25 protein-coding genes and 1 riboswitch are annotated in these 24694 nt (G+C 57.1%); of the genes, 13 read left to right on the forward strand and 12 right to left on the reverse strand.

Features of this window, described 5'->3' with window-relative positions:
* Window positions 1–10 precede the first annotated feature (10 nt).
* Together AB6731_RS11060 and bioA are read right to left on the reverse strand one after the other, a co-directional pair.
* Complete coding sequence (locus tag AB6731_RS11060; RefSeq protein ID WP_014169213.1) at window positions 11–487, reverse strand: kinase inhibitor; 477 nt, start codon at window positions 485–487, stop codon at window positions 11–13.
* Window positions 488–559: 72 nt separating this feature from the next.
* Complete coding sequence (bioA, locus tag AB6731_RS11065) at window positions 560–1867, reverse strand: adenosylmethionine--8-amino-7-oxononanoate transaminase (RefSeq protein WP_371006360.1); 1308 nt, start codon at window positions 1865–1867, stop codon at window positions 560–562.
* 68 nt (window positions 1868–1935) lie between these two features.
* On the opposite strand from bioA, the gene bioB reads away from it, so the two are divergent.
* The 4 genes from bioB to bioD are packed head-to-tail and all read left to right on the forward strand — an operon-like array spanning window position 1936 to window position 5563.
* Entirely contained in the window at window positions 1936–2976 is a 1041-nt protein-coding gene (gene bioB / locus AB6731_RS11070; protein WP_014169215.1) for a biotin synthase BioB, read from the forward strand.
* A complete protein-coding gene (gene bioF, locus AB6731_RS11075) occupies window positions 2973–4130 on the forward strand; it encodes an 8-amino-7-oxononanoate synthase (RefSeq protein ID WP_371006361.1) in 1158 nt (385 codons plus the stop codon). The genes bioB and bioF overlap by 4 nt, the downstream gene beginning before the upstream one ends.
* A complete protein-coding gene (gene bioC / locus AB6731_RS11080) occupies window positions 4114–4869 on the forward strand; it encodes a malonyl-ACP O-methyltransferase BioC (protein WP_032677719.1) in 756 nt (251 codons plus the stop codon). Before bioF ends, bioC begins: the two co-directional genes overlap by 17 nt.
* A complete protein-coding gene (bioD, locus tag AB6731_RS11085; protein ID WP_063934396.1) occupies window positions 4862–5563 on the forward strand; it encodes a dethiobiotin synthase in 702 nt (233 codons plus the stop codon). Before bioC ends, bioD begins: the two co-directional genes overlap by 8 nt.
* Here bioD and AB6731_RS11090 read toward each other — a convergent pair.
* Window positions 5526–6248 carry an ATP-binding cassette domain-containing protein gene (locus AB6731_RS11090; RefSeq protein ID WP_104440280.1) on the reverse strand — a complete coding sequence of 241 codons (723 nt, stop codon included), beginning with the start codon at window positions 6246–6248 and terminating at the stop codon, window positions 5526–5528. The genes bioD and AB6731_RS11090 overlap by 38 nt on opposite strands.
* Window positions 6249–6999: 751 nt before the next feature.
* Between AB6731_RS11090 and uvrB the strand changes: the two genes are divergently transcribed.
* Window positions 7000–9015, forward strand: coding sequence for an excinuclease ABC subunit UvrB (gene uvrB / locus AB6731_RS11095; protein ID WP_079231254.1), 2016 nt, complete (start codon window positions 7000–7002; stop codon window positions 9013–9015).
* Window positions 9016–9101: 86 nt separating this feature from the next.
* Here the strand turns inward: uvrB and yvcK are convergent, their stop codons facing one another.
* Entirely contained in the window at window positions 9102–10010 is a 909-nt protein-coding gene (gene yvcK / locus AB6731_RS11100) for a uridine diphosphate-N-acetylglucosamine-binding protein YvcK (RefSeq protein ID WP_371006362.1), read from the reverse strand.
* A gap of 226 nt (window positions 10011–10236) precedes the next feature.
* Window positions 10237–10371: riboswitch (molybdenum cofactor riboswitch) on the forward strand.
* Here yvcK and moaA point away from each other — a divergent pair.
* The 6 genes from moaA (at window position 10359) to AB6731_RS11130 (ending at window position 13832) form a co-directional block, all read left to right on the forward strand.
* On the forward strand, window positions 10359–11348 hold the full coding sequence (moaA, locus tag AB6731_RS11105; protein WP_371006363.1) for a GTP 3',8-cyclase MoaA: 990 nt from the start codon (window positions 10359–10361) through the stop codon (window positions 11346–11348). Its footprint overlaps the riboswitch before it by 13 nt.
* Window positions 11349–11372: 24 nt before the next feature.
* Window positions 11373–11885: a molybdenum cofactor biosynthesis protein B gene (gene moaB / locus AB6731_RS11110; RefSeq protein WP_020884931.1), complete on the forward strand. Its 513-nt coding sequence runs from the start codon at window positions 11373–11375 to the stop codon at window positions 11883–11885.
* Between the two features lie 3 nt (window positions 11886–11888).
* Window positions 11889–12374, forward strand: coding sequence for a cyclic pyranopterin monophosphate synthase MoaC (moaC, locus tag AB6731_RS11115; RefSeq protein WP_047357129.1), 486 nt, complete (start codon window positions 11889–11891; stop codon window positions 12372–12374).
* A complete protein-coding gene (gene moaD, locus AB6731_RS11120; RefSeq protein ID WP_020884929.1) occupies window positions 12367–12612 on the forward strand; it encodes a molybdopterin synthase sulfur carrier subunit in 246 nt (81 codons plus the stop codon). The genes moaC and moaD overlap by 8 nt, the downstream gene beginning before the upstream one ends.
* A gap of 1 nt (window position 12613) precedes the next feature.
* A complete protein-coding gene (gene moaE, locus AB6731_RS11125) occupies window positions 12614–13066 on the forward strand; it encodes a molybdopterin synthase catalytic subunit MoaE (protein WP_014169225.1) in 453 nt (150 codons plus the stop codon).
* A gap of 58 nt (window positions 13067–13124) precedes the next feature.
* Entirely contained in the window at window positions 13125–13832 is a 708-nt protein-coding gene (locus AB6731_RS11130) for a Bax inhibitor-1/YccA family protein (RefSeq protein ID WP_014169226.1), read from the forward strand.
* Between the two features lie 58 nt (window positions 13833–13890).
* Here AB6731_RS11130 and AB6731_RS11135 read toward each other — a convergent pair whose 3' ends face one another.
* Genes AB6731_RS11135 through AB6731_RS11145 form a run of 3 tightly spaced genes read right to left on the reverse strand, consistent with a single transcriptional unit; the run spans window position 13891 to window position 16852 of the window.
* Entirely contained in the window at window positions 13891–14853 is a 963-nt protein-coding gene (locus AB6731_RS11135) for a YbhN family protein (protein WP_014169227.1), read from the reverse strand.
* Window positions 14853–16094: a cardiolipin synthase ClsB gene (clsB, locus tag AB6731_RS11140; protein ID WP_014169228.1), complete on the reverse strand. Its 1242-nt coding sequence runs from the start codon at window positions 16092–16094 to the stop codon at window positions 14853–14855. The genes AB6731_RS11135 and clsB overlap by 1 nt, the downstream gene beginning before the upstream one ends.
* Entirely contained in the window at window positions 16091–16852 is a 762-nt protein-coding gene (locus tag AB6731_RS11145) for an endonuclease/exonuclease/phosphatase family protein (RefSeq protein ID WP_014169229.1), read from the reverse strand. Before AB6731_RS11145 ends, clsB begins: the two co-directional genes overlap by 4 nt.
* A 133-nt stretch (window positions 16853–16985) precedes the next feature.
* Between AB6731_RS11145 and AB6731_RS11150 the strand changes: the two genes are divergently transcribed.
* Entirely contained in the window at window positions 16986–17396 is a 411-nt protein-coding gene (locus AB6731_RS11150; RefSeq protein WP_014169230.1) for a YbhQ family protein, read from the forward strand.
* On the opposite strand, the gene AB6731_RS11155 is transcribed toward AB6731_RS11150, so the two are convergent.
* Genes AB6731_RS11155 through cecR form a run of 5 tightly spaced genes read right to left on the reverse strand, consistent with a single transcriptional unit; the run spans window position 17358 to window position 22998 of the window.
* A complete protein-coding gene (locus AB6731_RS11155) occupies window positions 17358–18464 on the reverse strand; it encodes an ABC transporter permease (protein WP_014169231.1) in 1107 nt (368 codons plus the stop codon). The two genes, AB6731_RS11150 and AB6731_RS11155, sit on opposite strands and share 39 nt — an antisense overlap.
* 9 nt (window positions 18465–18473) lie before the next feature.
* The gene (locus AB6731_RS11160; protein WP_371006364.1) at window positions 18474–19607 is read right to left on the reverse strand and encodes an ABC transporter permease; all 1134 of its coding nucleotides are present in this window, start codon (window positions 19605–19607) and stop codon (window positions 18474–18476) included.
* Window positions 19597–21336: an ATP-binding cassette domain-containing protein gene (locus AB6731_RS11165; RefSeq protein ID WP_284942985.1), complete on the reverse strand. Its 1740-nt coding sequence runs from the start codon at window positions 21334–21336 to the stop codon at window positions 19597–19599. The genes AB6731_RS11160 and AB6731_RS11165 overlap by 11 nt, the downstream gene beginning before the upstream one ends.
* Window positions 21329–22324, reverse strand: a complete 996-nt coding sequence (hlyD, locus tag AB6731_RS11170) for a secretion protein HlyD (RefSeq protein ID WP_371006365.1) — start codon at window positions 22322–22324, stop codon at window positions 21329–21331. The genes AB6731_RS11165 and hlyD overlap by 8 nt, the downstream gene beginning before the upstream one ends.
* Window positions 22321–22998, reverse strand: a complete 678-nt coding sequence (gene cecR, locus AB6731_RS11175; RefSeq protein WP_014169235.1) for a transcriptional regulator CecR — start codon at window positions 22996–22998, stop codon at window positions 22321–22323. The genes hlyD and cecR overlap by 4 nt, the downstream gene beginning before the upstream one ends.
* Before the next feature lie 237 nt (window positions 22999–23235).
* On the opposite strand from cecR, the gene rhlE reads away from it, so the two are divergent.
* Window positions 23236–24624 (forward strand): ATP-dependent RNA helicase RhlE, encoded by a 1389-nt coding sequence (gene rhlE / locus AB6731_RS11180; protein WP_020884924.1) that lies wholly within the window; start codon window positions 23236–23238, stop codon window positions 24622–24624.
* Window positions 24625–24694 lie beyond the last annotated feature (70 nt).

Consider the following 24694-nt stretch of genomic DNA (forward strand, 5'->3'; position numbering starts at 1 on the left):
ACCGGTTTTTTTACGAATACATTGCCGTGATCGATGCGCTGCCCAGCGAATGAAAATGGACGTTAAAGCCGACCATTGCGCCACTCGCGCCCTCATCCACCTCAATCTTGTCCACATCCAGCGCGTGAACCGTGAAGATATAGCGGTGCGTTTCCCCTTTTGGCGGCGCGGCGCCACCGTAACCCGCTTTGCCAAAATCGGTTCGGGTCTGGATAGCGCCTTCAGGTAGCGCCACCAGGTCAGAGCCGGAACCTTGCGGCAGAACGCGCGTATCCGCAGGCAGGTTCGCCACTATCCAGTGCCACCACCCTGAGCCTGTAGGGGCATCCGGGTCATAGCAGGTGACAACAAAGCTTTTGGTTCCCGCCGGAACATCGTCCCACGCCAGATGCGGAGAGATATTATCCCCCTGATAACCCATGCCGTTAAAAACGTGGCGTTCAGGCAGTTTTTCCCCGTCGCGCAGATCTTTACTGATGATTTTCATACGATTTACCTCGGTACCCGATTATGCAAAAAGTGTAATGCATAAACAGAGTACCGACGTTAACGCTCAGGGTTAAATCGCAAAATGTGCGGGAATGTTAACGGCGTCAACTACCGCAGCCGTTAACTGACGCAGCTGAGCCGACGAGATAACATAAGGCGGCATCAGATAGATAAGCTTGCCGAAAGGACGCACCCACACCCCCCGTTCCACGAAGAAACGCTGCAGCGCCGCCATGTTAACCGGATGGGTGGTCTCAATCACGCCGATGGCACCCAGCACGCGCACATCCGCCACGAATTCAGCCGCTGACGCTGCGCTCAGCTCCTGGCGAAGCTGCGCTTCAATCGTCGCGACCTGCGTTTGCCACTCGCCGCTCTCGAGAATGGCCAGGCTTTCGCTCGCCACCGCGCAGGCCAGCGGGTTGCCCATAAACGTCGGGCCGTGCATAAAGCAGCCCGCGTCGCCGTCGCTGATGGTGTCGGCAACGTGGCGCGTTGTCAGCGTGGCGGACAACGTCATGGTGCCGCCGGTCAGCGCTTTACCCAGACACAGAATATCCGGTGCGATCCCCGCATGCTCGCAGGCGAACAGCTTGCCGGTGCGGCCAAAGCCGGTGGCGATCTCATCGGCAATCAGCAGAATGCCCTCGCGATCGCACATCTTACGAATGCGCGTCAGCCACGCCGGGTGGTACATCCGCATCCCGCCTGCACCCTGCACAACCGGCTCAAGAATAACGGCGGCAATCTCATGGCGGTGGGCAGCCATCAGCCGCGCAAAACCGACCATGTCCATTTCATCCCACTCCCCGTCAAAACGGCTTTGCGGTGCCGGGGCAAAGAGGTTCTCTGGCAGATAGCCCTTCCACAGGCTGTGCATGGAGTTATCCGGATCGCACACCGACATCGCGCCGAACGTGTCGCCGTGATAGCCGTTGCGGAAGGTGAGGAACCGCTGGCGGGTCTCACCTCTGGCGTGCCAGTACTGCAGCGCCATTTTCATCGCCACTTCCACGGCAACAGAGCCGGAATCTGCAAGGAAAACGCACTCCAGCGGGGCCGGGGTCATCCCGACCAGACGCCGGCACAGGTCAACCGCAGGCTGATGGGTGATACCGCCAAACATCACGTGCGACATCTGGTCAATCTGCGCTTTCATCGCCGCATTCAGACGCGGGTGGTTATACCCGTGAATAGCCGCCCACCAGGATGACATGCCGTCCACAAGCGACTCACCGCTGCTCAGGGTCAGTTCGCACCCGTGAGCCGAGGCGACCGGGTAAACGGGGAGGGGGCGGGTAGTGGAAGTATATGGGTGCCAGATATGCTGCTTGTCGAAGGCGAGATCGTCCTGGGTCATAATCGACTTGTAAACCATTTTGAAAAGTTTTAGGTTTACGAGTATAAACCGATCTGAAAATTAACAAAACCCTTTGGAGAAGCCCCATGGCTCACCACGCACGCTGGACGATGTCGCAAGTTACTGAATTATTCAATAAACCTTTCCTTGAGCTGATGTTTGAAGCCCAACAGGTGCATCGTCAGCACTTCGATCCACGCCATGTGCAGGTCAGTACGCTGCTGTCAATCAAGACCGGCGCATGCCCAGAAGATTGCAAATACTGCCCGCAGAGTGCGCGCTATAAAACCGGGCTTGAATCTGAACGTCTGATGGAAGTGGAGCAGGTGCTCGACTCTGCCCGTAAGGCGAAAAATGCAGGCTCAACCCGATTCTGTATGGGCGCGGCATGGAAAAACCCGCACGATCGCGACATGCCGTATCTGGAGCAGATGGTGAAAGGGGTGAAAGAGATGGGGCTGGAAGCCTGCATGACCCTTGGCACGCTGAACGAAGAGCAGGCGCAACGCCTTTCCGCAGCAGGGCTGGATTACTACAACCACAACCTCGACACCTCCCCTGAATTTTACGGCAATATCATCACCACGCGGACCTATCAGGAGCGTCTCGACACGCTGGATAAAGTGCGTGACGCCGGCATCAAAGTCTGTTCCGGTGGGATTGTGGGGCTGGGCGAAACGGTGAAAGACCGTGCGGGTCTTCTGCTGCAGCTGGCGAACCTGCCCACGCCGCCGGAAAGCGTGCCGATCAACATGCTGGTGAAAGTTAAAGGTACGCCACTGGCGGATAACGAAGACGTGGATGCATTTGATTTTATCCGCACCATTGCGGTGGCGCGTATCATGATGCCGACCTCCTACGTGCGCCTCTCGGCGGGTCGTGAGCAGATGAGCGAGCAGACGCAGGCGATGTGCTTTATGGCCGGGGCCAACTCCATCTTCTACGGCTGCAAACTGCTGACCACCCCGAACCCGGAAGAGGACAAAGACGTCCAGTTGTTCCGCAAGCTGGGGCTGAACCCGCATCAGACCGACGTCCTGACGGGGGATAACGAGCAACAGCAGCAGCTGGAGCAGCAGATTTTCAACGCCGATACTGACCAGTTCTACAACGCGGCAACCGTATGACCTGGCAGGCACGTATCCATTCTGCGCTCGAAGAACGGCGGGCGGCAGATGCCTTTCGCGTTCGCAACGTGGTAGAAAACGGCGCAGGCCGTTTTCTCACCCGCGAGGGCCGGCAGTTTTGCAATTTCTCCAGCAATGATTATCTCGGGCTGAGCCAGCACCCGGCAATCGTCCGCGCCTGGCAGCAGGGGGCGGAGCGGTTTGGCGTCGGCAGCGGCGGTTCGGGGCATGTCAGCGGCTACACCACGGCGCATCAGGCGCTGGAGGAGGCCCTTGCCGACTGGCTGGGGTATCCGCGTGCGTTGCTGTTCATTTCAGGTTTTGCCGCCAACCAGGCGGTCATCACCGCGCTAATGGGCAAGGACGACCGCATTGTTGCCGACCGCTTAAGTCACGCCTCGCTGCTGGAAGCGGCAAGTTTAAGCCCTGCGCAACTCCGCCGCTTTGCCCATAACGATGCGGCTCAGCTTGCTGGCCTGCTCGATAAGCCCTGCACCGGACAGCAACTGGTAGTCACAGAAGGGGTGTTCAGCATGGACGGCGACAGCGCACCGCTGCGTCCGCTGCATGAGACGGCGCAGCGACAAAACGCCTGGCTGCTGGTTGATGATGCGCATGGTATTGGCGTGATGGGTGAGGAAGGGCGCGGTAGCATCCATCAGCAAAACGTGAAGCCGGAACTGCTGGTGGTGACTTTCGGGAAAGGTTTTGGCGTGAGCGGGGCGGCTGTGTTGTGCAGCGAGTCTGTCGCCGACTATCTGCTGCAGTTCGCCCGTCATCTCATTTACAGCACCAGTATGCCGCCCGCACAGGCCGTGGCGCTGTCTGTATCACTGGCGGTGATCCGCAGCGCTGAAGGTGCGGAACGACGGGCGCGTCTGGCGGAACATATCCGGCGTTTTCGCCAGGGGTTACGCCGTCTCCCGTTCCAGAGCACCGATTCGCAGAGCGCAATCCAGCCGGTGATGGTGGGGGAAAACGGTCTGGCTCTCACGCTGGCGCAGACGCTTCGCGAGCGGGGGATATGGGTGACGGCTATCCGTCCACCAACCGTACCGCCAGGCACTGCCCGACTGCGTCTGACGCTCACGGCGGCGCACGAAGCAGAGGATATCGAGGCACTTCTGGAGGCGCTGCATGACACCCGTGAATAAACAGGCGATCGCGGCGGCATTTGGCCGGGCCGCGCGCAGCTATTCGCAGCACGATGAACTCCAGCGTCAGAGCGCGCAGGGGCTGCTTGCTTTACTCAACGAGACCCGGTTCCCTCAGGTGCTGGACGCCGGGTGTGGGCCGGGTGCCAATAGCCGACACTGGCGTGCGGCCGGCAGCGAGGTGACGGCTATCGATCTGTCGCCCGATATGCTTGAGGAGGCCCGTCAGCAGCAGGCCGCGCACCACTATCTGGTTGCCGATATTGAGTCCATTCCGCTGCCGGATGCGCGGTTTGATCTGGTCTGGAGCCATCTGGCGGTACAGTGGTGCAGTAGTCTCCCGCAGGCATTAAACGAGCTTTATCGCGTGGCGCGCCCGGGTGGATGCGTGGCCTTCACCACGCTGCTGGAAAGCTCTTTACCGGAGCTCAATCAGGCGTGGAAAGCGGTGGATGAACAACCTCACGCTAACCGTTTTTTGCCGCACGAGCAGGTCATCCACGCGCTGGCGGGATGGCGCTATCGCTGTGCTGAGCAGACCATTACGCTGAATTTCGACGATGCCTTCAGCGCAATGCGCTCCCTGAAGGGCATTGGCGCGACCCATCTGCATGCGGGGCGTGAAAAGAAACCTCTTACCCGCGGCCAGTTGCAGCGTCTGGAGCTGGCGTGGCCGCAGCAGCGGGGGCAGTTCCCGCTCTCATATCAACTTTTTCATGGGATTATTGAACGTGACTGAACGTTATTTTGTCACCGGAACAGATACCGAAGTGGGCAAGACGGTTGCCAGCTCAGCGCTGCTGCAGGCGGCGCGCATGCAGGGAAAAACCACCGCCGGATATAAACCTGTCGCCTCCGGCAGCGAGATGACGGCGCACGGGTTACGCAATACCGACGCGCTGGCGCTTCAGCGCAACAGCACGCTTGAACTTGCCTATTCAGCGGTGAATCCGTACACCTTTGCCGAGCCCACCTCGCCGCATATTATCAGCGCCGATGAAGGTCGCCCGATTGATTTTGCCGTGCTTTCTGCCGGGTTACGCGCCCTTGAATGCCAGGCTGACTGGGTGCTGGTGGAGGGCGCCGGTGGCTGGTTTACGCCACTTTCGGCGGACCAGACCTTTGCTGACTGGGTGCAAATCGAGCAACTGCCGGTAATCCTGGTGGTAGGGGTCAAACTCGGCTGTATCAACCATGCGATGCTGACCGCCCAGGCCGTTCAGCAGGCCGGGCTGCGCCTGGCCGGCTGGATAGCCAACGACGTGGTTGCGCCGGGCAGGCGACATCAGGAGTATCTGGCAACGCTGAAGCGGGTGCTTCCTGCGCCGTTTCTTGGGGAGATCCCGTGGCTGGCTGACACTGCCGGGTGCGCTGAAACCGGGCATTACCTCGATCTCAGCGTCTTGCCTCCAGCGACATCCAGTGGGCGATAAGCTCGTCATCCAGCTCGTTAACGTGGCCCTGGGCCACGTTACGCCCGCGATACAGCATGCAAAAGCGCTCCGCGACCCAGCGGATAAACGACAGCTGCTGCTCAGCTAACAACACCGTCATTCCCAGTTCCCGGTTTAACCGCACCAGCAGCTGGCTCAGCTTCTGGGCGAAGCTGTGGCCCGCGCCATGCATCGGTTCATCCAGAATCAGCATCCGCGGACGGATGACCAGTGCATTGGCCAGCGCCAGCTGATACTGGTCGTCTGGCGAAAGCGTGTTGGCCCGGGTTTGTCGCAGCGCATAGAGTTCCGGAAAGAGGTCGTAAACGTCACTTTTCGCTTCAGGGTCAGGTTTCCCTGTCGCCCGCATGGCGATATGCAGATTTTCATCAATGGTTAGCTGGGAGAAAATCCGCCTGTCCTGCGGGACATAGCCTATTCCCGGGCCAGCGAAGGGTTCTGGCGTCTGGCTAAGCAAATCTCGCGGCGGTGCACCGGCTTCGTGCCAGATGATGGTGCCGCTGTCGACAGGCACTTTCCCGGCGATGCAATTCATCAGGGTCGTTTTGCCCATCCCCGGCAGGCCAACAACGCCTGTACACATGCCTTTGGGAAAATCTAAATCCACGTTCCATAGCGTATGTTGGCTTCCGTAAAACTGGTTAACTGCACGCAGACTCAACATCTTTCTCTCCTTAAAAATCTGTGTGGATGAGGCTCATTGTGGGATGTGCAAAACTCCTGCCAGAAACCCTAAATTGATTAAAAAAGAGGCTTTTTTAGGAATTTGTCCTGGATAAGCGGTGTGTGATTACCCCCTTTGCACATCCGCGGTGCCGGACGTGATGAGTTGTGGTGCAGGGTTAAAATGGTGGAAATGTGAGCAAGATCGCATCGGTTGGTTATGAATGACACAACTGTTTATCAGCAAAAAATAGCTATAAAAAATTTTTGCTGCCGTTTCGTGGGAAAAGTCGGGAATTTGCTGAGCGGCGGTCTGCACGGGCTGGAAGCAGTTATCCACTATTCCTGTGGATAACCATGTGCATTAGAGTTAGAAAACACGCGATAAGCGAGAGAAGACGCGGGTTACGACCAAATTGGCGCGAAACGCGGCTTTAGAAAATATCGCTTAATATTTAATTGGTTATATAAAAGCAATTGCCGTAATGAAAGTGTCACCTGTTGCCATAAAACTATCATTACCTGGCTTGACAAATGTTAAAAAAGAAAAAGTTCTGGGGATAACCCGTCCTGACTGGTGTTTTATGTTGTCACGGTCCAAATTTTGACCGCTATCGCGCTAATCACCCTGCCGGTACTCTAAATATCCTGACATGCTACTGGTTTTTCATCCAGTGTTTTTTACTGGCATTCCTGGCAGCAACGAGTAAAATTACTCACCTGCCGCTTATAACGTCATCAGGTTGTCGCCCATGAGTAAACCGTTCAAATTGAATTCTGCATTCCGTCCTTCCGGCGATCAGCCTGAGGCGATCCGACGTCTCGAAGAGGGGCTGGAAGATGGGCTGGCGCACCAGACGCTGCTGGGGGTAACCGGTTCGGGCAAAACGTTTACCATTGCCAACGTTATCGCCGATCTGCAGCGCCCCACGATGGTGCTGGCCCCAAACAAAACCCTGGCCGCTCAGCTTTACGGCGAGATGAAAGAGTTCTTCCCGGATAACGCCGTGGAATATTTTGTCTCCTACTACGATTACTACCAGCCTGAAGCGTATGTCCCGAGCTCTGACACCTTCATTGAGAAAGATGCCTCGGTAAACGAACACATTGAGCAGATGCGTCTGTCGGCGACGAAGGCGCTCCTTGAGCGTCGCGATGTGGTGGTGGTGGCGTCAGTGTCGGCTATCTACGGTCTGGGCGATCCGGATCTCTATCTCAAGATGATGCTGCACCTGACCCAGGGGATGATCATCGATCAGCGCGCTATTTTACGCCGTCTGACAGAGCTGCAGTACACCCGTAACGATCAGGCGTTCCAGCGCGGTACCTTCCGCGTGCGCGGCGAGGTGATTGATATCTTCCCGGCAGAGTCGGACGATGTCGCCCTGCGCGTTGAGCTGTTTGACGAAGAGGTTGAACGCCTGTCGCTGTTTGACCCGCTGACCGGCCACGTCGAGTCGGTCGTTCAGCGCTATACCATCTACCCGAAAACGCACTACGTGACGCCACGCGAGCGTATCGTGCAGGCGATGGAAGAGATCAAAGTTGAGCTGGCAGACCGCCGTAAGGTGCTTCTGGCGAATAATAAGCTGCTGGAAGAGCAACGCCTGAGCCAGCGCACCCAGTTTGACCTGGAGATGATGAACGAGCTGGGTTACTGCTCAGGTATCGAAAACTACTCACGTTTCCTCTCCGGGCGTGGTCCGGGCGAGCCACCGCCGACGCTGTTTGATTATCTGCCGGCAGACGGTCTGCTGGTGATCGACGAATCTCACGTGACTATCCCGCAAATTGGCGGGATGTATCGCGGTGACCGGGCGCGTAAAGAGACGCTGGTGGAGTATGGTTTCCGTCTGCCATCGGCACTGGATAACCGTCCCATGAAGTTTGAAGAATTTGAGGCGCTGGCACCGCAAACCATCTACGTCTCGGCTACGCCGGGCAACTACGAGCTTGAAAAATCGGGCGATGAGGTGGTTGACCAGGTCGTGCGTCCGACCGGGCTGCTGGATCCGATTATCGAGGTGCGTCCGGTCGCCACTCAGGTTGACGATCTGCTGTCAGAAATCCGTATCCGCGCGGCCATCAACGAGCGTGTGCTGGTAACGACGTTGACCAAGCGTATGGCGGAAGATCTCACCGAGTATCTTGAGGAGCACGGTGAGCGGGTGCGTTACCTGCACTCGGATATCGATACCGTCGAGCGTATGGAGATCATCCGCGACCTGCGTCTGGGCGAGTTTGACGTGCTGGTGGGTATCAACCTGCTGCGAGAAGGCCTGGATATGCCAGAAGTCTCGCTGGTGGCGATTCTGGATGCCGACAAAGAGGGCTTCCTGCGTTCTGAACGCTCCCTGATCCAGACCATTGGCCGTGCCGCGCGTAACGTTAACGGTAAAGCGATCCTTTACGGTGACAAAATTACCCCGTCAATGGCGAAAGCAATTGGCGAAACGGAGCGTCGTCGTGAGAAACAGCAGCGTTACAACGAAGAGCACGGTATTACGCCGCAGGGCCTGAACAAGAAAGTGGTGGATATTCTGGCGCTGGGTCAGAACATTGCGAAGACCAAAGCGAAAGGGCGCGGGAAGGCGCGTTCAGTGGTTGAGCCGGATACCGTCGAGCTGACGCCAAAAGCGCTGCAGCAGAAAATCCACGAACTGGAAGGGCAGATGATGCAGCATGCGCAGAACCTCGAATTCGAAGAGGCCGCGCAAATCCGCGACCAGCTGCATCAGCTGCGCGATCTGTTTATCGCCGCCTCCTAGGTAAAAGCAAAATGACAGCCACAGGCTGTCATTTTTTTAGTGTTTGCTCTCTCCCGTGGGAGAGAAGTTGGGTGAAGGCATAATCTCTATCCCAGGTCCTGAATCGCCTTCTCCAGCGCTTCACGCAGCAGGTGACGGTCGTGGCGATATTTAATATCGCTCGCTTCCAGCAGCTCCTGAACCACCACGCGATCGCCAATCCCTGATACATCAACTTTCGGGCCGACCACCACGCCATCGATGATTTTCTTCCCGACGTACTGCTCCATCAGATTCAGTTTGTCCGCCAGCGACAGGCTCGCCGCCGCCGGGCTCAGCTCACGGCCTAAATTGCCGATGTAAACCATGGGGGCGGGCGTTCTGCGCAGAGCCTGTGCCAGCTCTTTGACCAGTAAAATGGGCATCAGGCTGGTGTAAAAACTGCCCGGCCCAATCAAAATCAAATCCGCTTCGCCGATGGCCTCAATGGCTTCACGCGTGGCGGGCACGCTTGGGTAGGTCATCAGCTCTTTTGGCGGCACGGTAAGCTGGTCGATGTTCACTTCGCCATAAACCTCGTGCCCTTCCGCATCGATTGCCATCAAATCGACCGGTTGTTCGGACATCGGGATCAGGAACGCGTCAACCTTGAGCAGGTTTCGGATCAAATTGATGGCTTCCAGCGGGCGCACTGACAGGTGATCCAGCGCTTTAAGCATCAAATTTCCAAGGTTATGCCCGGAAAGTTCGCCGTTACCGCCAAAACGGTACTCAAACATCGCCGAAGCGACGCTCGGCTCGGTAATTAACTGGTTCAGACAATTACGCATATCGCCCCAGGCGATACCCCCTTCCGCGCGTCGAATACGCCCGGTGGAGCCGCCATTATCCGTGGTTGTCACTATCCCTGTCAGCCTTGAGCCAAGTGAGGACAGAGAAGACATCACTCGCCCCAGACCATGGCCTCCGCCAAGAGCGACAACACGGTCAAGATCCGCAAAAGTGCGATTGCGCATACACATTCCTTATCACGTTCGATCTGCGTAACACTACCCTAACTACCCCTAAAAGACGATGCCTCACCCGGCGCAAAATGACGTATATCAATGTGAATATGCTGTTTTTCGGTATTCTGTAGCGAAAATACACGATTATGTCGTTATGTATATTGTTATATAGCGTTAAGTGATAATGGCGAAGGGAAGATTTCCGCGCTACTATCGCCATAACCACGTTTTCAAATTTGAAAACATACACTCGAGCCCTGGCGCCTGTGTCGAAAGATATGGCGCCCTGGCCGTGGCGAATATGCCACCAGGGTACAGAAAGAAATGACTGTGCCTCCCGTCTCTGGAAAGGTGTACATGGCTTCACAACTTACTGATGCATTCGCGCGTAAGTTTTTTTACTTACGTCTGTCGATTACCGATGTGTGCAACTTCCGTTGCACCTACTGTCTGCCCGATGGCTACAAACCGGGCAGCGTCACCAATAACGGCTTTCTCTCCGTGGACGAAGTGCGCCGCGTCACGCGCGCATTCTCTGAACTCGGCACGGAAAAGGTCCGCCTGACCGGAGGGGAACCCTCTCTGCGTCGTGATTTCCCCGATATCATTGCTGCGGTGCGTGAGAACGATCGTATCCGTCAGATTGCGGTCACCACCAACGGGTACCGCATGGCCCGTGACGTTGCGGCCTGGCGCGACGCGGGCTTAACCGCCATCAACGTCAGCGTGGACAGCCTTGATGCCCGCCAGTTTCATGCCATTACCGGCCAGGATAAATTCCGCCAGGTGATGGATGGAATTGACGCGGCATTCAGTGCCGGGTTCCAGAAGGTCAAAGTCAATACGGTGCTGATGCGTGACGTCAACCATCACCAGCTTGATACCTTCCTGGCGTGGATCAAATCCCGCCCCATCCAGTTGCGTTTTATCGAGCTGATGGAAACCGGCGAGGGCAGTGAGCTGTTCCGTCGGCATCACATCTCCGGGATGGTGTTGCGTGATGAGCTGCTGAAACGCGGCTGGATCCACCAGATCCGTCAGCGCAGCGACGGCCCGGCGCAGGTCTTTTGTCACCCGGATTACGAAGGGGAAATCGGGCTTATCATGCCGTATGAGAAAGACTTCTGTGCCAGCTGTAACCGTCTTCGCGTCTCCTCCGTTGGTAAGCTGCATCTGTGCCTGTTCGGGGGTGGCGGTGTCGACCTTCGCGATCTGCTGGCGGAAGACGCCCAACAGGCCGCGCTTGAAGCGCGGATTTCTGAAGCTCTGACGCACAAAAAACAGACCCACTTCCTGCATCAGGGCAACACCGGCATTACTCAGAACCTGTCCTACATTGGCGGGTAATCAGGCTTAAGAAGGAACCAGAAGATGAGTCAGGTTAGCGCGGAATTTATCCCGACACGCATTGCTATTCTTACCGTTTCCGACCGCCGCGGTGAAGAGGATGACACCTCCGGCCACTGGCTGCGCGATGCGGCACATGATGCCGGGCACAGTATTGTTGATAAGGCGATCGTGAAAGAGAACCGTTATGCCATTCGTGCACGGGTCTCTCAGTGGATTGCCAGCGATGAGGTGCAGGTGGTGCTGATCACCGGTGGCACCGGTTTTACCACAGGCGACCAGGCTCCCGAGGCGCTCGTCCCGCTGTTTGACCGGGAAGTGGAAGGCTTTGGTGAAGTGTTCCGCATGCTCTCGTTTGAAGAGATTGGCACCTCCACGCTGCAGTCGCGTGCGGTGGCCGGTGTGGCGAACGGCACGTTGATTTTTGCCATGCCCGGCTCGACAAAAGCGTGTCGCACCGCGTGGGAAAATATCATTGCGCCGCAGCTGGATGCCCGTACCCGTCCGTGTAATTTCCATCCCCATTTAAAGAAATAAGTTATGTCGCAACTGACCCACATTAACGCCGCTGGCGAAGCACATATGGTGGATGTCTCTGCCAAAGCCGAAACGGTGCGTGAGGCGCGTGCTGAAGCCTTCGTGACCATGTTGCCAGAGACCCTGGCGATGATTATTGACGGCAGCCATCACAAAGGCGACGTCTTTGCCACCGCCCGCATCGCCGGGATCCAGGCTGCGAAACGCACCTGGGACTTAATTCCGCTCTGCCACCCGCTGATGTTGAGCAAGGTGGAAGTCAACCTGCAGGCGCAGCCGGAGCACAACCGCGTGCGCATCGAGTCGCTCTGCCGCTTAACCGGGAAAACCGGGGTTGAGATGGAAGCCCTGACGGCGGCCTCTGTCGCCGCGTTGACTATCTATGACATGTGCAAAGCGGTGCAGAAAGATATGGTGATTGGCCCGGTTCGTTTGCTGGCGAAAAGCGGTGGTAAATCCGGTGATTTTAAGGTGTGCAACCATGATTAAGGTGCTCTTTTTTGCTCAGGTCCGCGAGCTGGTGGGCACCGACAGCCTGACGCTTGATGCCCCGTTTGACACCGTTGCCGACCTGCGTGCGCATCTTGCCGCGCAAAGCGACCGCTGGGCGCTGGCGCTGGATGAAGGCAAGCTGCTGGCCGCGGTTAACCAGACGCTGGTGGAGCTGACCCATCCGCTGACGGCCGGGGATGAAGTGGCCTTCTTCCCGCCGGTGACAGGGGGCTAAGATGGCTGAAACCCGAATTCTGGTAGGTCATGATCGTTTCAGCGTTGGTACAGAATATGACTGGCTGGCAGAGCGTGACGAAGACGGTGCGGTTGTCACCTTCACCGGTAAAGTGCGTAACCATAATCTCGGCGACAGCGTAAAGGCGCTGACGCTGGAACACTACCCGGGCATGACGGAGAAATCCCTCGCGGAGATCGTTGAACAGGCGCGTGGCCGCTGGCCGCTCGGGCGAGTGACGGTTATCCACCGTATTGGTGAAATGTGGCCTGGCGAGGAAATCGTTTTTGTCGGCGTGACCAGTGCCCACCGTAGTAGCGCGTTTGCAGCTGGGGAGTTCATTATGGATTACCTCAAAACCAAAGCGCCATTCTGGAAACGTGAAGCGACGCCGGAAGGCGACAGGTGGGTTGAGTCGCGTGACAGCGACAAAGAAGCCGCCAGTCGTTGGTAGTCGGTTTGCGTGGATGTGTTAGTCTTAACGTGTGTGTCTACTTAATCAGGAGTGAATCATGGACCGATTTCCGCGTTCCGATTCAATAGTACAGCAGACCCGTACCGGGCTGCAGACGTATATGGCTCAGGTTTATGGCTGGATGACGGTCGGTTTACTGCTGACCGCCTTTATCGCATGGTATGCAGCCAACACGCCTGAGCTGATGATGTTTATCTTCTCAAGCAAAATCACCTTCTTTGGGCTGATCATCGCGCAACTGGCGCTGGTCTTTGTTCTCTCCGGCCTGGTGCAGAAGCTGAGCGCCGGAATGGCGACCACGCTGTTTATGCTCTATTCGGCACTGACGGGGCTAACGCTCTCCAGCATCTTCATCGTGTATACCTATTCCTCCATCGCCAGCACGTTTGTGGTCGCAGGCGGGATGTTTGGTGCGATGAGCCTCTACGGCTACACCACGAAGCGTGACCTGAGCGGTTTCGGCAGCATGCTGTTTATGGGGCTGATTGGGATTGTGCTGGCGTCGCTGGTGAACCTGTGGCTGAAGAGTGAAGCGCTGATGTGGGCGGTGACCTATATCGGGGTGGTGATCTTCGTCGGTTTGACGGCCTACGACACTCAGAAGCTGAAAAATATTGGCGAACAGATTGACGTACGCGACAGCTCAAACCTGCGCAAATACGCGATTCTGGGCGCCCTGACGCTGTATCTGGACTTCATCAACCTGTTCCTGATGTTGCTGCGTATTTTAGGCAACCGTCGTTAAGGGTATTTCCCTTACCCGACCTGCGTTGCGCAGGCCGGGTAAGTTCCCTCGCCAGACCTCACTTCGCTAACGCTTTCTCATTCTTCGCCCGCAATTTCTTCGCCCGACTCTCCAGCACCAGATAACACACCGTTGCCAGCGCCAGCGGCAGGAAGTAATAGAGCATACGGTAGGCCAGCAGGGCGGCAATAATCGTACCCTGTGAAACATGCTCTCCGGCGAGCAGGGCGATAAATACCGCCTCCAGCACCCCAATCCCCGCCGGAATATGCACGATCACACCGGCAATGCTGCTGACCAGCAGCACACCCAGCACAAAGAAGTAATTCACATCTTCACCAATGAGCATCCAGATAATCGCCCCCATCGCCATCCAGTTGGCGCTGGACACGGCCATCTGCAGGACCGCGAATTTCCACGAAGGCAGTACCAGTTTTTGTCCCTTGATGGTCATGTGTCGGCGTTTGGCAAAGGCGCAGGCCCAAAGATAGAGCGCAATGATGAGCAGTAATGCAAAGCCTAAAATCCGCAGCGTGGTTTCATCGATGTACCAGTGCGCAGGCAATTGCACCACGCCGATGGTGAAAATCACCCCGCCGAGCAGAATGTAACCCAGCCAGTTGGTGGTGATGCTGAGGGAAAAAATGCGCGTAATGGTCCCGCCCGGCAGGCCGAGGCGCGAGTAAAGGCGATAGCGCATGCCGATCCCACCCACCCAGGTACTCAATGTCAGGTTAAAGGCGTAGCAGATAAACGACACCAGCATGACCTGGCGCTTCGCGAGCTTATGGCCGCAGTAGGCGCGGCCCAGCAGGTCATAGCAGCCGTACATAAGGTAGCTCACAATCACCAGCCCCACCGCGCCCAGCAGCACCAGCCGGTTGTAGTTGCGGATAACTTTCCACACCTCTTCCCAGTCAACTTTCTGTGCGTAAACCACCAGCAGAACCGCGACGGCGATGAAAAACAGCCAGGTGAGGATCTTTTTAGCCAGCCGCCAGCGTGGATGTGATTTCGACATCAGGTTTTCCCTCCATCTTCCGCTTCAACGCGGTCCTGGGTTTCCATTTCGGGCTGGACAGGCGGATCCACCAGCGCAAGTTTTGGCGTGTGCGCCGGCAGCCAGCCCACCATCGCCGGGAAATGACGCAGGAAGTGGAACACCACCACGCTAATGCCCAGATTCCACCAGGTGCGTTTGGGCACCATGGATTCGTCCACGCGCACGCAGTCGTTCACGATCAACGCCTGCAGGTTATCCCTCAGAGTCTGGTTGAACTGGCGATCGTGGATGATCAGGTTAGCTTCAAGATTGAGTGACAAACTCAGCGGGTCGAGATTGCTGGAGCCCACGGTGGCCCAGTGATCGTCCATCAGGGCTACTTTGCCGTGCAGCGGCCGGCGGCGATATTCGTAAATTTGTACGCCACCTTTCACCAGATAGTTGTACAGCAACCGGGCACCGATTTTGACAATCTGCATGTCCGGCTCGCCCTGAACAATGAGCTTCACGCGCACGCCGCGTCGGGCCGCATTGCGCATGGCATGCAGCAGGCGATAGCCCGGGAAAAAGTAGGCGTTGGCGATAATCACTTCGCGCTTCGCATTCGCCAGCATCTTCAGGTAATGCCGCTCAATGTCGTCCCGGTGCTCACCGTTATCCCGCCAGACAAACAGCGCCTGCGCTTCACCGGGGTGACGGTTCTCTTCCGGACGATGATGGCGGCGCTGCCACCAGCGCCGGGCAGCCTCTTTACCGGGCAGGTTTTCCAGCTCAAAGAGCAGGATATCCTGCACCACCGGTCCTTCAATGCGAATCGCGTAATCCTGCTTGGCTTCCGGGCCGTAATCGGACATATGTTCAGCGGAGTAGTTAATGCCGCCAACAAACGCTACCGTCTCATCCACCACCACAATTTTGCGGTGCATCCGGCGGAAAAGATTGGTACGCATGCCGAAAAGGCGAGGGCCAGGATCGTAATAACGGAACACGACGCCTGCTGAGGTGAGCTCATTGACGAACGCATCACTGAGGTCCGGTGAGCCATAGCCATCCAGCAGCACTTCGATTTTGACGCCACGCAGGGCAGCACGCAGCAGCACGCTGTGCAACTGCTTACCGACGTCGTCTTCGAACCAGATAAATGTCTCAAGGATCACTTTCTGCTTTGCGTGGTCAATCGCGTCAAACACCGCGGGGTAATATTCATCTCCGTTGACCAGCAGCGTGATCCGGTTGCCTTCCTGCCATGAACATTTCATAAGTGGATCTCCGCGCTGAGCGGCGCATGGTCGGAAAGATGTCGCCAGTTAAGTAACGCCAGTGCCGTCGGGCTGCTGGCATGGGCGTTTTTCACGTAGATTCTGTCGAGTCGCAAAAACGGGAACCGTACCGGAAAGGTGCGTGCAGGCCTGCCGTTTGCACGGGTGAAAATCTCCTCAAGTCCCGCATCAACCTTCAACGGATGGTTAGCACGCTGCCGCCAGTCGTTGAAATCACCGGCCACGACCACGGGTTCACCTTCGGGCAGGGCATTGGTCCATTCGGCCAGCATTTTTAGCTGTGCCTGGCGATGGGCTTCGCGCAGGCCCAGATGAACACAGCCCACGTGCACCGGGAACGCCAGGTCCGGTGGGGCGATACGGCAGTAAAGTAGCCCGCGTTTTTCACTTTCACCCACAGAGACGTCGCGGTTCTCGTAATGTTCAATGGGAAAACGTGACAGCACCGCATTACCGTGATGCCCTTCCGGGTACACCGCGTTGCGCCCGTAGGCGTAATCACTCCACATGGTGTCGGCCAGGAATTCGTAGTGCGGGGTGTCCGGCCAGTTTTCAAAGTGAAGCGGATGCACTTCGTGGGCGCCCATGACTTCCTGAAGACAGACAATGTCCGCGCTGACGGTGCGTACCGCGTCGCGCAGCTCCGGTAAAATGAAGCGGCGGTTAAATGCTGTGAAGCCTTTATGAATGTTTATCGTCAGCACTTTAAGCGAGAAATGCTGCATTTTTTTGGTCATACGTTCCTTCTAGGGTGACTATCCCGATGAAAATAAAGTGTAGTAGGCGTCACAAAAAGATGCGGTGTTACGGAATTTTCCGTAAAGTGCGGTAGTCTGATTAAGCAGAGAAAAATCCTTCAGGAGAGAAGCCATGAAGTGGCAACAACGCGTTCGTGTCGCAACTGGCCTGAGTTGCTGGCAGATAATGTTGCATTTACTGGTCGTGGCCGTACTGGTGATGGGCTGGATGAGCGGCACGCTGGTGCGGGTCGGCTTAGGGCTATGCGTCCTCTATGGCGTCACCGTACTGTCGATGCTGTTTTTACAGCGCCACCACGAAGCACGCTGGCGTGAGGTGGGTGATGTGCTCGAAGAGCTCACCACCACCTGGTACTTTGGTGCGGCGATGATTGTGCTTTGGTTGCTGTCGCGTGTGCTGCAAAACAACCTGCTGCTGGCCCTGGCCGGTCTGGCAATCCTCGCAGGGCCTGCCGTGGTCTCGTTACTGACCAAAGAGAAAAAGCTACGCGATGTTTCGTCTAAACATCACGTACGCCACTGAGCCCGTCGTGGCCGCTATGATCAGTAGCGGCCACAAACTTCCCCAGACAATGTCCAGACTCGCATCCTTCAGATAGATTTGCTTGGTGATATCCGTGAAGTGCCGAATCGGGTTTATCCACGTCAAATCCTGTAACCATACCGGCATGTTCTCGACGGGCGATACGTAGCCCGAAAGCAAAATCGCCGGCATCATAAAGACGAACACGCCAATAAATGCCTGCTGCTGGGTAGAGCAGAGCGCGGAAATCAGCAGTCCAAACCCGACCAGCGACAGCCCGTAAATCACCATGGTGAAGTAGAACAGCGCCAGCGAACCGGCGAACGGGATCTGGTAGGCCCATATTCCCACGCCCAGCACGATGGTGGCCTGGAAGGTCGCGACAATCAGCGCCGGAACCGCTTTGCCGACGAAAATTTGCCATGTTGCGAGCGGGGAAACCAGCAGCTGATCGAGCGTCCCCTGTTCGCGCTCACGGGCGACGGAGAGCGACGTTACGATCATCACTCCGATGGTGGTGATCATGGCGATCAGCGATGGCACCACGAACCATTTGTAATCCAGATTCGGGTTATACCAGTTGCGCACCACCAGCTCGCTGTTGTTGGGTTTCGGTTTCCCGTCCATCAACTCCTGTTGGTAATCTTTCACCACCTGCTGAAGATAGTTGGCTGCAATCTGGGCGCTGTTGGAGTTGCGCCCGTCGAGGATTAATTGCATTGGTGCCGTCTGGAAGGTATCCAGGTTGCGGGAAAAATCGGCCGGAAAACGCACCAGCAATAACGCTTTTTGCGTATCGATGGTGGGCTGGATCTCCTGCGGGCTTTTCAGCAGCAGGATGTGGGTAAAAGCCTTCGCCCGGGCGAAACGCTGCGTCAATTCGACAGAATGTTTGCCGTTATCTTCGTTGTAGATAGCAATGGTGGCGTTAGTCACCTCCAGCGTGGCGGCAAACGGGAAGAGCAACACCTGAAGCAACACCGGTAATACCAGAATGGCGCGCGTCTGCGGCTCGCGCAGCAGCGACTGCAGCTCTTTGCGTATCAATGTCCATAAACGGTGAAACATGTTCGCTCCTTAATCCAGACGCCGTTTGGTCTTTATCCACGTCAGCCCAATAAACATCGTCGCCGATGCCAGCAAAAACAGCGTGTTGATGATCAACACCACCGGAATATTCCCCGCCAGGAACAGGCTTTGCAGCGTACTCACGAAGTAGCGCGCCGGAATAATGTAGGTCACGGCACGGATCACGGCGGGCATGCTGTCTATCTGGAAAATAAACCCGGACAGCATAATCGACGGTAAAAAGGCGGCGTTCAGGGCCACCTGCGCGGCGTTGAACTGGTTACGGGTGATGGTGGAGATAAGCAGCCCCATCCCGAGGGTGCTCAGTAAAAACAGACTGGTGATAAAGAACAGCACTACCAGCGATCCGCGGTACGGCACGCCGAGGATAAACACCGAGACCAGCATGCAGAGCAGCATCGCCAGCATGCCGAGGAAGTAGTAGGGGATAAGCTTACAGAGCAGCAGTTCAACCCGTGTGACCTCGGTAGACAGCAGCGCTTCCATGGTGCCGCGTTCCCACTCGCGGGCAATCACCAGCGAGGTCAAAATGGCGCCAATAACCGTCATGATGATGGTCACTGCACCCGGGATAATAAAATGCTGGCTAATGGCTGCAGGGTTAAACCAGTAGCGCGTCTGCACGTCGATCAGCGGTTCGAAGGTTTCCCCGCGATCTTCGGCACGCTGCATTTGCCACAGCTGCCAGATGCCCTCCACATAGCCTTGTACAAAGTTCGCGGTGTTTGGCTCGCTGCCATCAGTGATCACCTGCACCGGCGCACTGGCCTCGGTGCGCGCCATGTTGGCGGCAAAATCCACCGGGATCACCACCAGCCCGCGTATCTTCCCGGCCTGCATCATCTGGATTAGCGCCTGCCGGTTGTCGCTGATGGTGGCGTCGATGTAAGGGGAGCCGGTCATGGTGTGGGTGAAATCAAGCGCCTCTTCGCTCTGTTGCTCCAGCAAAATCCCGACCCGCAGTTTGCTGGAGTCAAGGTTGATCCCGTAGCCAAAGATAAAGAGCAGCAGCAGGGGGATCACCACAGCGATCAGCCAGCTGCTGGGGTCACGCACGATCTGGCGCGTCTCTTTGATACACAACGCACGCACCCTGCGCCACGAAATGGCGTTATTGCGCATGGGCATTCTCCTTATCCCAGTCGTGGATGAGGGTAATAAACGCCTGTTCCATGGTCGGGTCCGGCACCTCGTCATCGGCGGCCTGTTCTTTCAGGTCGTCCGGCGTACCGTGGGCAATCAGCTTGCCGCGATACACCAGCCCGATGCGGTCGCAGTATTCCGCCTCATCCATAAAGTGGGTGGTTACCATGACCGTGACCCCTTTCTCCACCATGCTGTTAATATGCAGCCAGAACTCGCGGCGGGTGAGGGGGTCAACGCCGGAGGTCGGCTCATCGAGAAACAGGATATCGGGCTCATGCATTAATGAGCAGGCCAGCGCCAGCCGCTGCTTGAAGCCGAGCGGCAGTTCGTCGGTGGCATGGGAAGCAATGCCCGTCAGGCCAAAGGCCTCGCTCATGCGGTGGATTTTCTCGTTCTGCGCGCGGCCCCGCAGGCCGTACACGCCGGAGAAAAAGCGCAGGTTCTGCTCGACCGTCAGGTTGCCATACAGCGAGAATTTCTGCGCCATATAGCCCAGATGCTGACGCGCCTTGCCGGAGCTGACCTTCAGGTCCATGTCGAGCACCAGCGCTTTCCCCGAGGTCGGTACCAGCAGGCCGCACATCATCTTAAAAGTGGTCGATTTCCCGGCGCCGTTTGGCCCGAGCAGGCCAAAAATCTCACCGCGTTTCACCGCGAAATTGACGTTATCGGTGGCGGCGAAATCCCCAAACTTTTTGGTGAGGGATTTGGCTTCAATCACCGTTTCACCCGGCGTACCTTCAACCGTATGCAGGATCGCGGCGAGGGGGGATTCTGATGTCCCTGCGCCGCCGAGCAGATCGATAAACGCATCTTCAAAGCGTGGCGCGGTCTCCTCCATCTCAATTTCAGGCATTCCCGGTGCACGGCGTATATCGTCCGCGGTCGCCTCTTTCGTGAGGATCACGCGCACCGAACGGCCCTGAATCATTCCGTCGCTGACCTGAGGTAGCTTCAGCACCCGCTGCAGCAGCTGACGGTTGGAGGCCTGGGCGCTGTGCAGCAGGAAGCTGCGTCCAGCCATGCTCTGCGTCAGCGTGGTCGGCTCTCCCTGATAAAGCAGCTCACCTTCGTTCATCAGCAGAACGTCACGGCACTGTTCCGCTTCATCAAGGTACGAGGTGCTCCAGAGGATCAGCATCCCATCGCCGGCTAACTCATGCACCATCTGCCACAGCTCGCGGCGCGAAATCGGGTCGACGCCCACGCCGGGTTCATCGAGCAAGAGAACCTTCGGCTCGCCCACCAGCGTACAGGCCAGCCCCAGCTTTTGTTTCATCCCGCCGGAGAGCTTGCCCGCCAGCCGGTCGGTGAAGGGGCCAAGCGAGGTAAATTCCAGCAAACGGGCAAAGGTCTTCTGACGGGTTTCGCCAGTGACGCTGCGTAGGTCAGCATACAGATTAAGGTTTTCCATCACCGTCAGGTCTTCATACAGACCAAACTTCTGCGGCATATAGCCCAGCATGGCATGGAGCGCGCCATCGTCTTTAATCGGGTCGAGTCCGAGCACGCTGGCGGTTCCTTCATCGGGCTTTAACAAACCCGCCAGCATCCGCATCAGCGTCGTTTTGCCTGCGCCGTCCGGGCCAACCAGCCCGGTCACATAGCCTTTCTGAACGGTACAGTTCAGCGGGGCGACGGCAGGTTTTTCCATCCCCGCGAAGCGTTTGACCAGATTGTTGAGCTGAATAACCGCGTCATTCATGTCGTTCCCCGTCGCTGACTTTTACGGTGACAGGCATGCCCTGACGCAGCGCGTCGTCGGCATCGGTCACGATGATGCGCAGGCGATAAACCAGGTCGGTACGCAGATTCGGCGTTTCAACCGTTTTGGGTGTGAATTCAGCCGTCGGTGACACAAAGCCAACTTTGCCATGATACGGTTTATCCGGCCGACCGTCGGTGTAGAGCAGCAGCTCGCGGCCCGGCTGCATCTGGCCGAGATTAGGCTCATCAATGTAGGCGCGCACCCATACTGGACGCGTCAGAGAAAGCGTCAGGACGGTGCTTCCCGCGCTTAACATGCTGCCCGGCTCCACGGCGCGGGTCATCAGCGTGCCGTCAGACGGGGCAATGAGCGTGGTGTCGTGCAGATCCAGTTCCGCCTGCGCCAGCTGCGCCTGCGCCTGTTCCAGGCTGGCTTTTGCCTGCGCGATGTCCTGCGGGCGGTTACCGGTGTGGTACTGGCTTAATTTATCCTGGGCGGATTTCAGCGTCGCCTGGGCCTGGTCGCGGGAGGAGCGGGCGTTTTCCAGGTCGTTGGCAGAAATGGTGCGGCTTTTCCACAGCCCCTGCTGACGGGCAAAGAAGTTTTGTGCGTAGTCATAGGCGGCCTGCGCCTGTTTGACCGCGGCGGCGGCCTGAGCAATCTCTTCGTCACGGTAGCCGGCCAGCATCAGGTCATATTGCGCCTGCGCCACGGAAACGCCTGCTTTCGCCTGCATCAGCGCGTTCTCGTACGGGGCCTTGTCGAGCATCCCCAGCATCTGACCGGTTTTGATGGTATCGCCTTCATCAACGGTGAGGGAGGCCAGGCGCCCCCCGACGCGGAAACTCATATTCACGGTGCGAATATCGACGTTACCGTACAGCGTCAGGCCTCTGTCCTGGTGACTTTGATACCACAGCCAGCCGCCGATACCTGCGGCAAGCAGAACAACGACCACCAGAATGATGGCGACAGGTTTTTTCATGACTTCAGGCTCCTTTGCGTTAAGCCTTGCAGGATCAGATCGAGATGACAGGTGATGACCTGGCTAATCTGCGCGGCTTTATCCTCATCAAATTGTGTCCAGCCGGTGCGTAACAGGATCGTTTCGCGCCCAAGACGGAAGGCGAGAATTTCACCCAGCAGGGCGTGGGTATGCAAAATAGTCTCGGTATCGTCGGCGTCTCGTCCGGTATAGGCCGCGATCAGCCGGGTCAGGTGCGTATGCATAGGGGCAATCACCTGATCGTGCACTCGCTGGTAAGCCGCCGTAGGGGAGAGCTGCTCACGGGAGATGAACTTACTCAGGCTCAGCGTCTCGTCGTGGGTCAGCAGGCGAATCATATTGTCGCAGGCGCTGATAATCAGCTGCCTGATGGCGGCGCGATCCGGCGACGGCTGGCTCAATAGCCCGCTGGCCTCTTCAACGTGTGGCCGAAAATGGTTACCGATAAAGTCGGCGATCCACTGGGCACAGGCGAGGTACAAATCCTCTTTTGAGCCAAAATAGTAGGTAATGGCCGCAATGTTTTGCCCGGCCTGCGCCGCGATGTCCCGCGTGGTGGCATGCAGACCATATTCGCCAAACTGCGCCAGCGCGGCGGCAATAAGCTGGTTTTTGGCCTGTTCACCTTTCGATGTCGTAGGGGTCGTATTCATGGCGGTTTTAAAAATTAATCAATCGATTGATTAACATTATGCCCGGTTGCCCTTTTTGTCCAGTGACCACACGGCGGGAAATCTGTCGTCAACGCAGCGCCGAGGGATATTTTATGCGCCACGTCACAAAACCTGCTACACTCCGCTGCTTCACGACATTGTGGTTTTTGTCCTTCCCTATTCGTTATATCTCCCTGAAAACTACACCTGTGATGGTCGGGGCGGTTCGGAGTTTTTATGTCTTTTGATTCCCTTGGCCTGAACCCTGAAATTTTGCGCGCTATCGCAGAGCAGGGCTACGTCGAGCCAACCCCAATCCAGCAGCAGGCTATTCCAGCCGTTCTGCAGGGCCGCGACCTGATGGCCAGCGCCCAGACCGGTACCGGTAAGACCGCGGGTTTTACCCTGCCGCTGTTAGAGCTGCTGGTAAAAAATCAGCCGCACGCCAAAGGACGTCGTCCGGTGCGTGCTCTGATCCTCACCCCAACGCGTGAGCTGGCGGCCCAGATTGGTGAGAACGTGCGTGAGTACAGCCGCTATCTCAACATTCGCTCGCTGGTGGTTTTCGGTGGAGTAAGCATTAACCCGCAGATGATGAAGCTGCGCGGTGGCGTGGACGTGCTGGTGGCAACGCCGGGTCGTCTGTTGGATCTTGAGCACCAGAATGCCCTGAAGCTTGATAGCATCGAAATCCTGGTGCTGGACGAAGCTGACCGCATGCTGGATATGGGCTTTATCCACGACATTCGTCGCGTGCTGGCTAAGCTGCCACCGCGTCGTCAGAACCTGCTGTTCTCTGCCACCTTCTCTGATGAGATCAAGGCGCTGGCGGAAAAACTGCTGCATAACCCGCTGGAAGTGGAAGTGGCGCGCCGCAACACCGCCTCTGAGCAAATTACCCAGCACGTACACTTCGTTGATAAAAAGCGTAAGCGGGAACTGCTCTCCCATATGATTGGTCAGGGCAACTGGCAGCAGGTGCTGGTCTTTACCCGTACCAAGCACGGCGCTAACCATCTGGCGGAACAGCTGAATAAAGACGGTATCCGCAGCGCGGCGATCCACGGCAACAAAAGCCAGGGGGCACGTACCCGCGCGCTGGCTGAATTTAAATCCGGTGACATTCGCGTCCTGGTTGCCACCGACATTGCTGCCCGTGGTCTGGATATTGAAGAGCTGCCGCACGTCGTAAACTACGAGCTGCCAAACGTACCGGAAGACTATGTTCACCGTATCGGTCGTACCGGTCGTGCGGCGGCAACCGGTGAAGCGCTCTCGCTGGTGTGTGTGGATGAACACAAACTGCTGCGTGATATCGAACGTCTTCTGAGAAAAGAGATCCCGCGTATCGAAACCCCGGGCTATGACGTGGACCCGTCCATCAAGGCGGAGCCTATTCAGAATGGCCGTCAGGGCGGCGGCGGTGGTCGTGGTCAGGGTGGCGGGGGGCGCAGTCAGCAGCCGCGTCGTTCTGAAGGCGGTGCACCGAAAGCCGCGGGCAAACCTCCGCGTCGTAATACAGAGGCTAAGCCAGGCGGTGAAAGCCCATGGCGTAGCGGCGAGGGGAAACCGGCAGGGGAAGGGCAGCGCCGACGCCGCCCGCGTAAACCTGCTAACCCGCAGTAATCTGGAAGCCCGGTCGTAAAGCCGGGCTTTTCTTTTGCGGCAGCGGAAAGAAAGTGCCACAATAGTGGCT

Origin of the sequence: Enterobacter sp. RCC_40 (assembly GCF_041360735.1) — a bacterium.
Lineage (GTDB): Bacteria > Pseudomonadota > Gammaproteobacteria > Enterobacterales > Enterobacteriaceae > Enterobacter > Enterobacter ludwigii.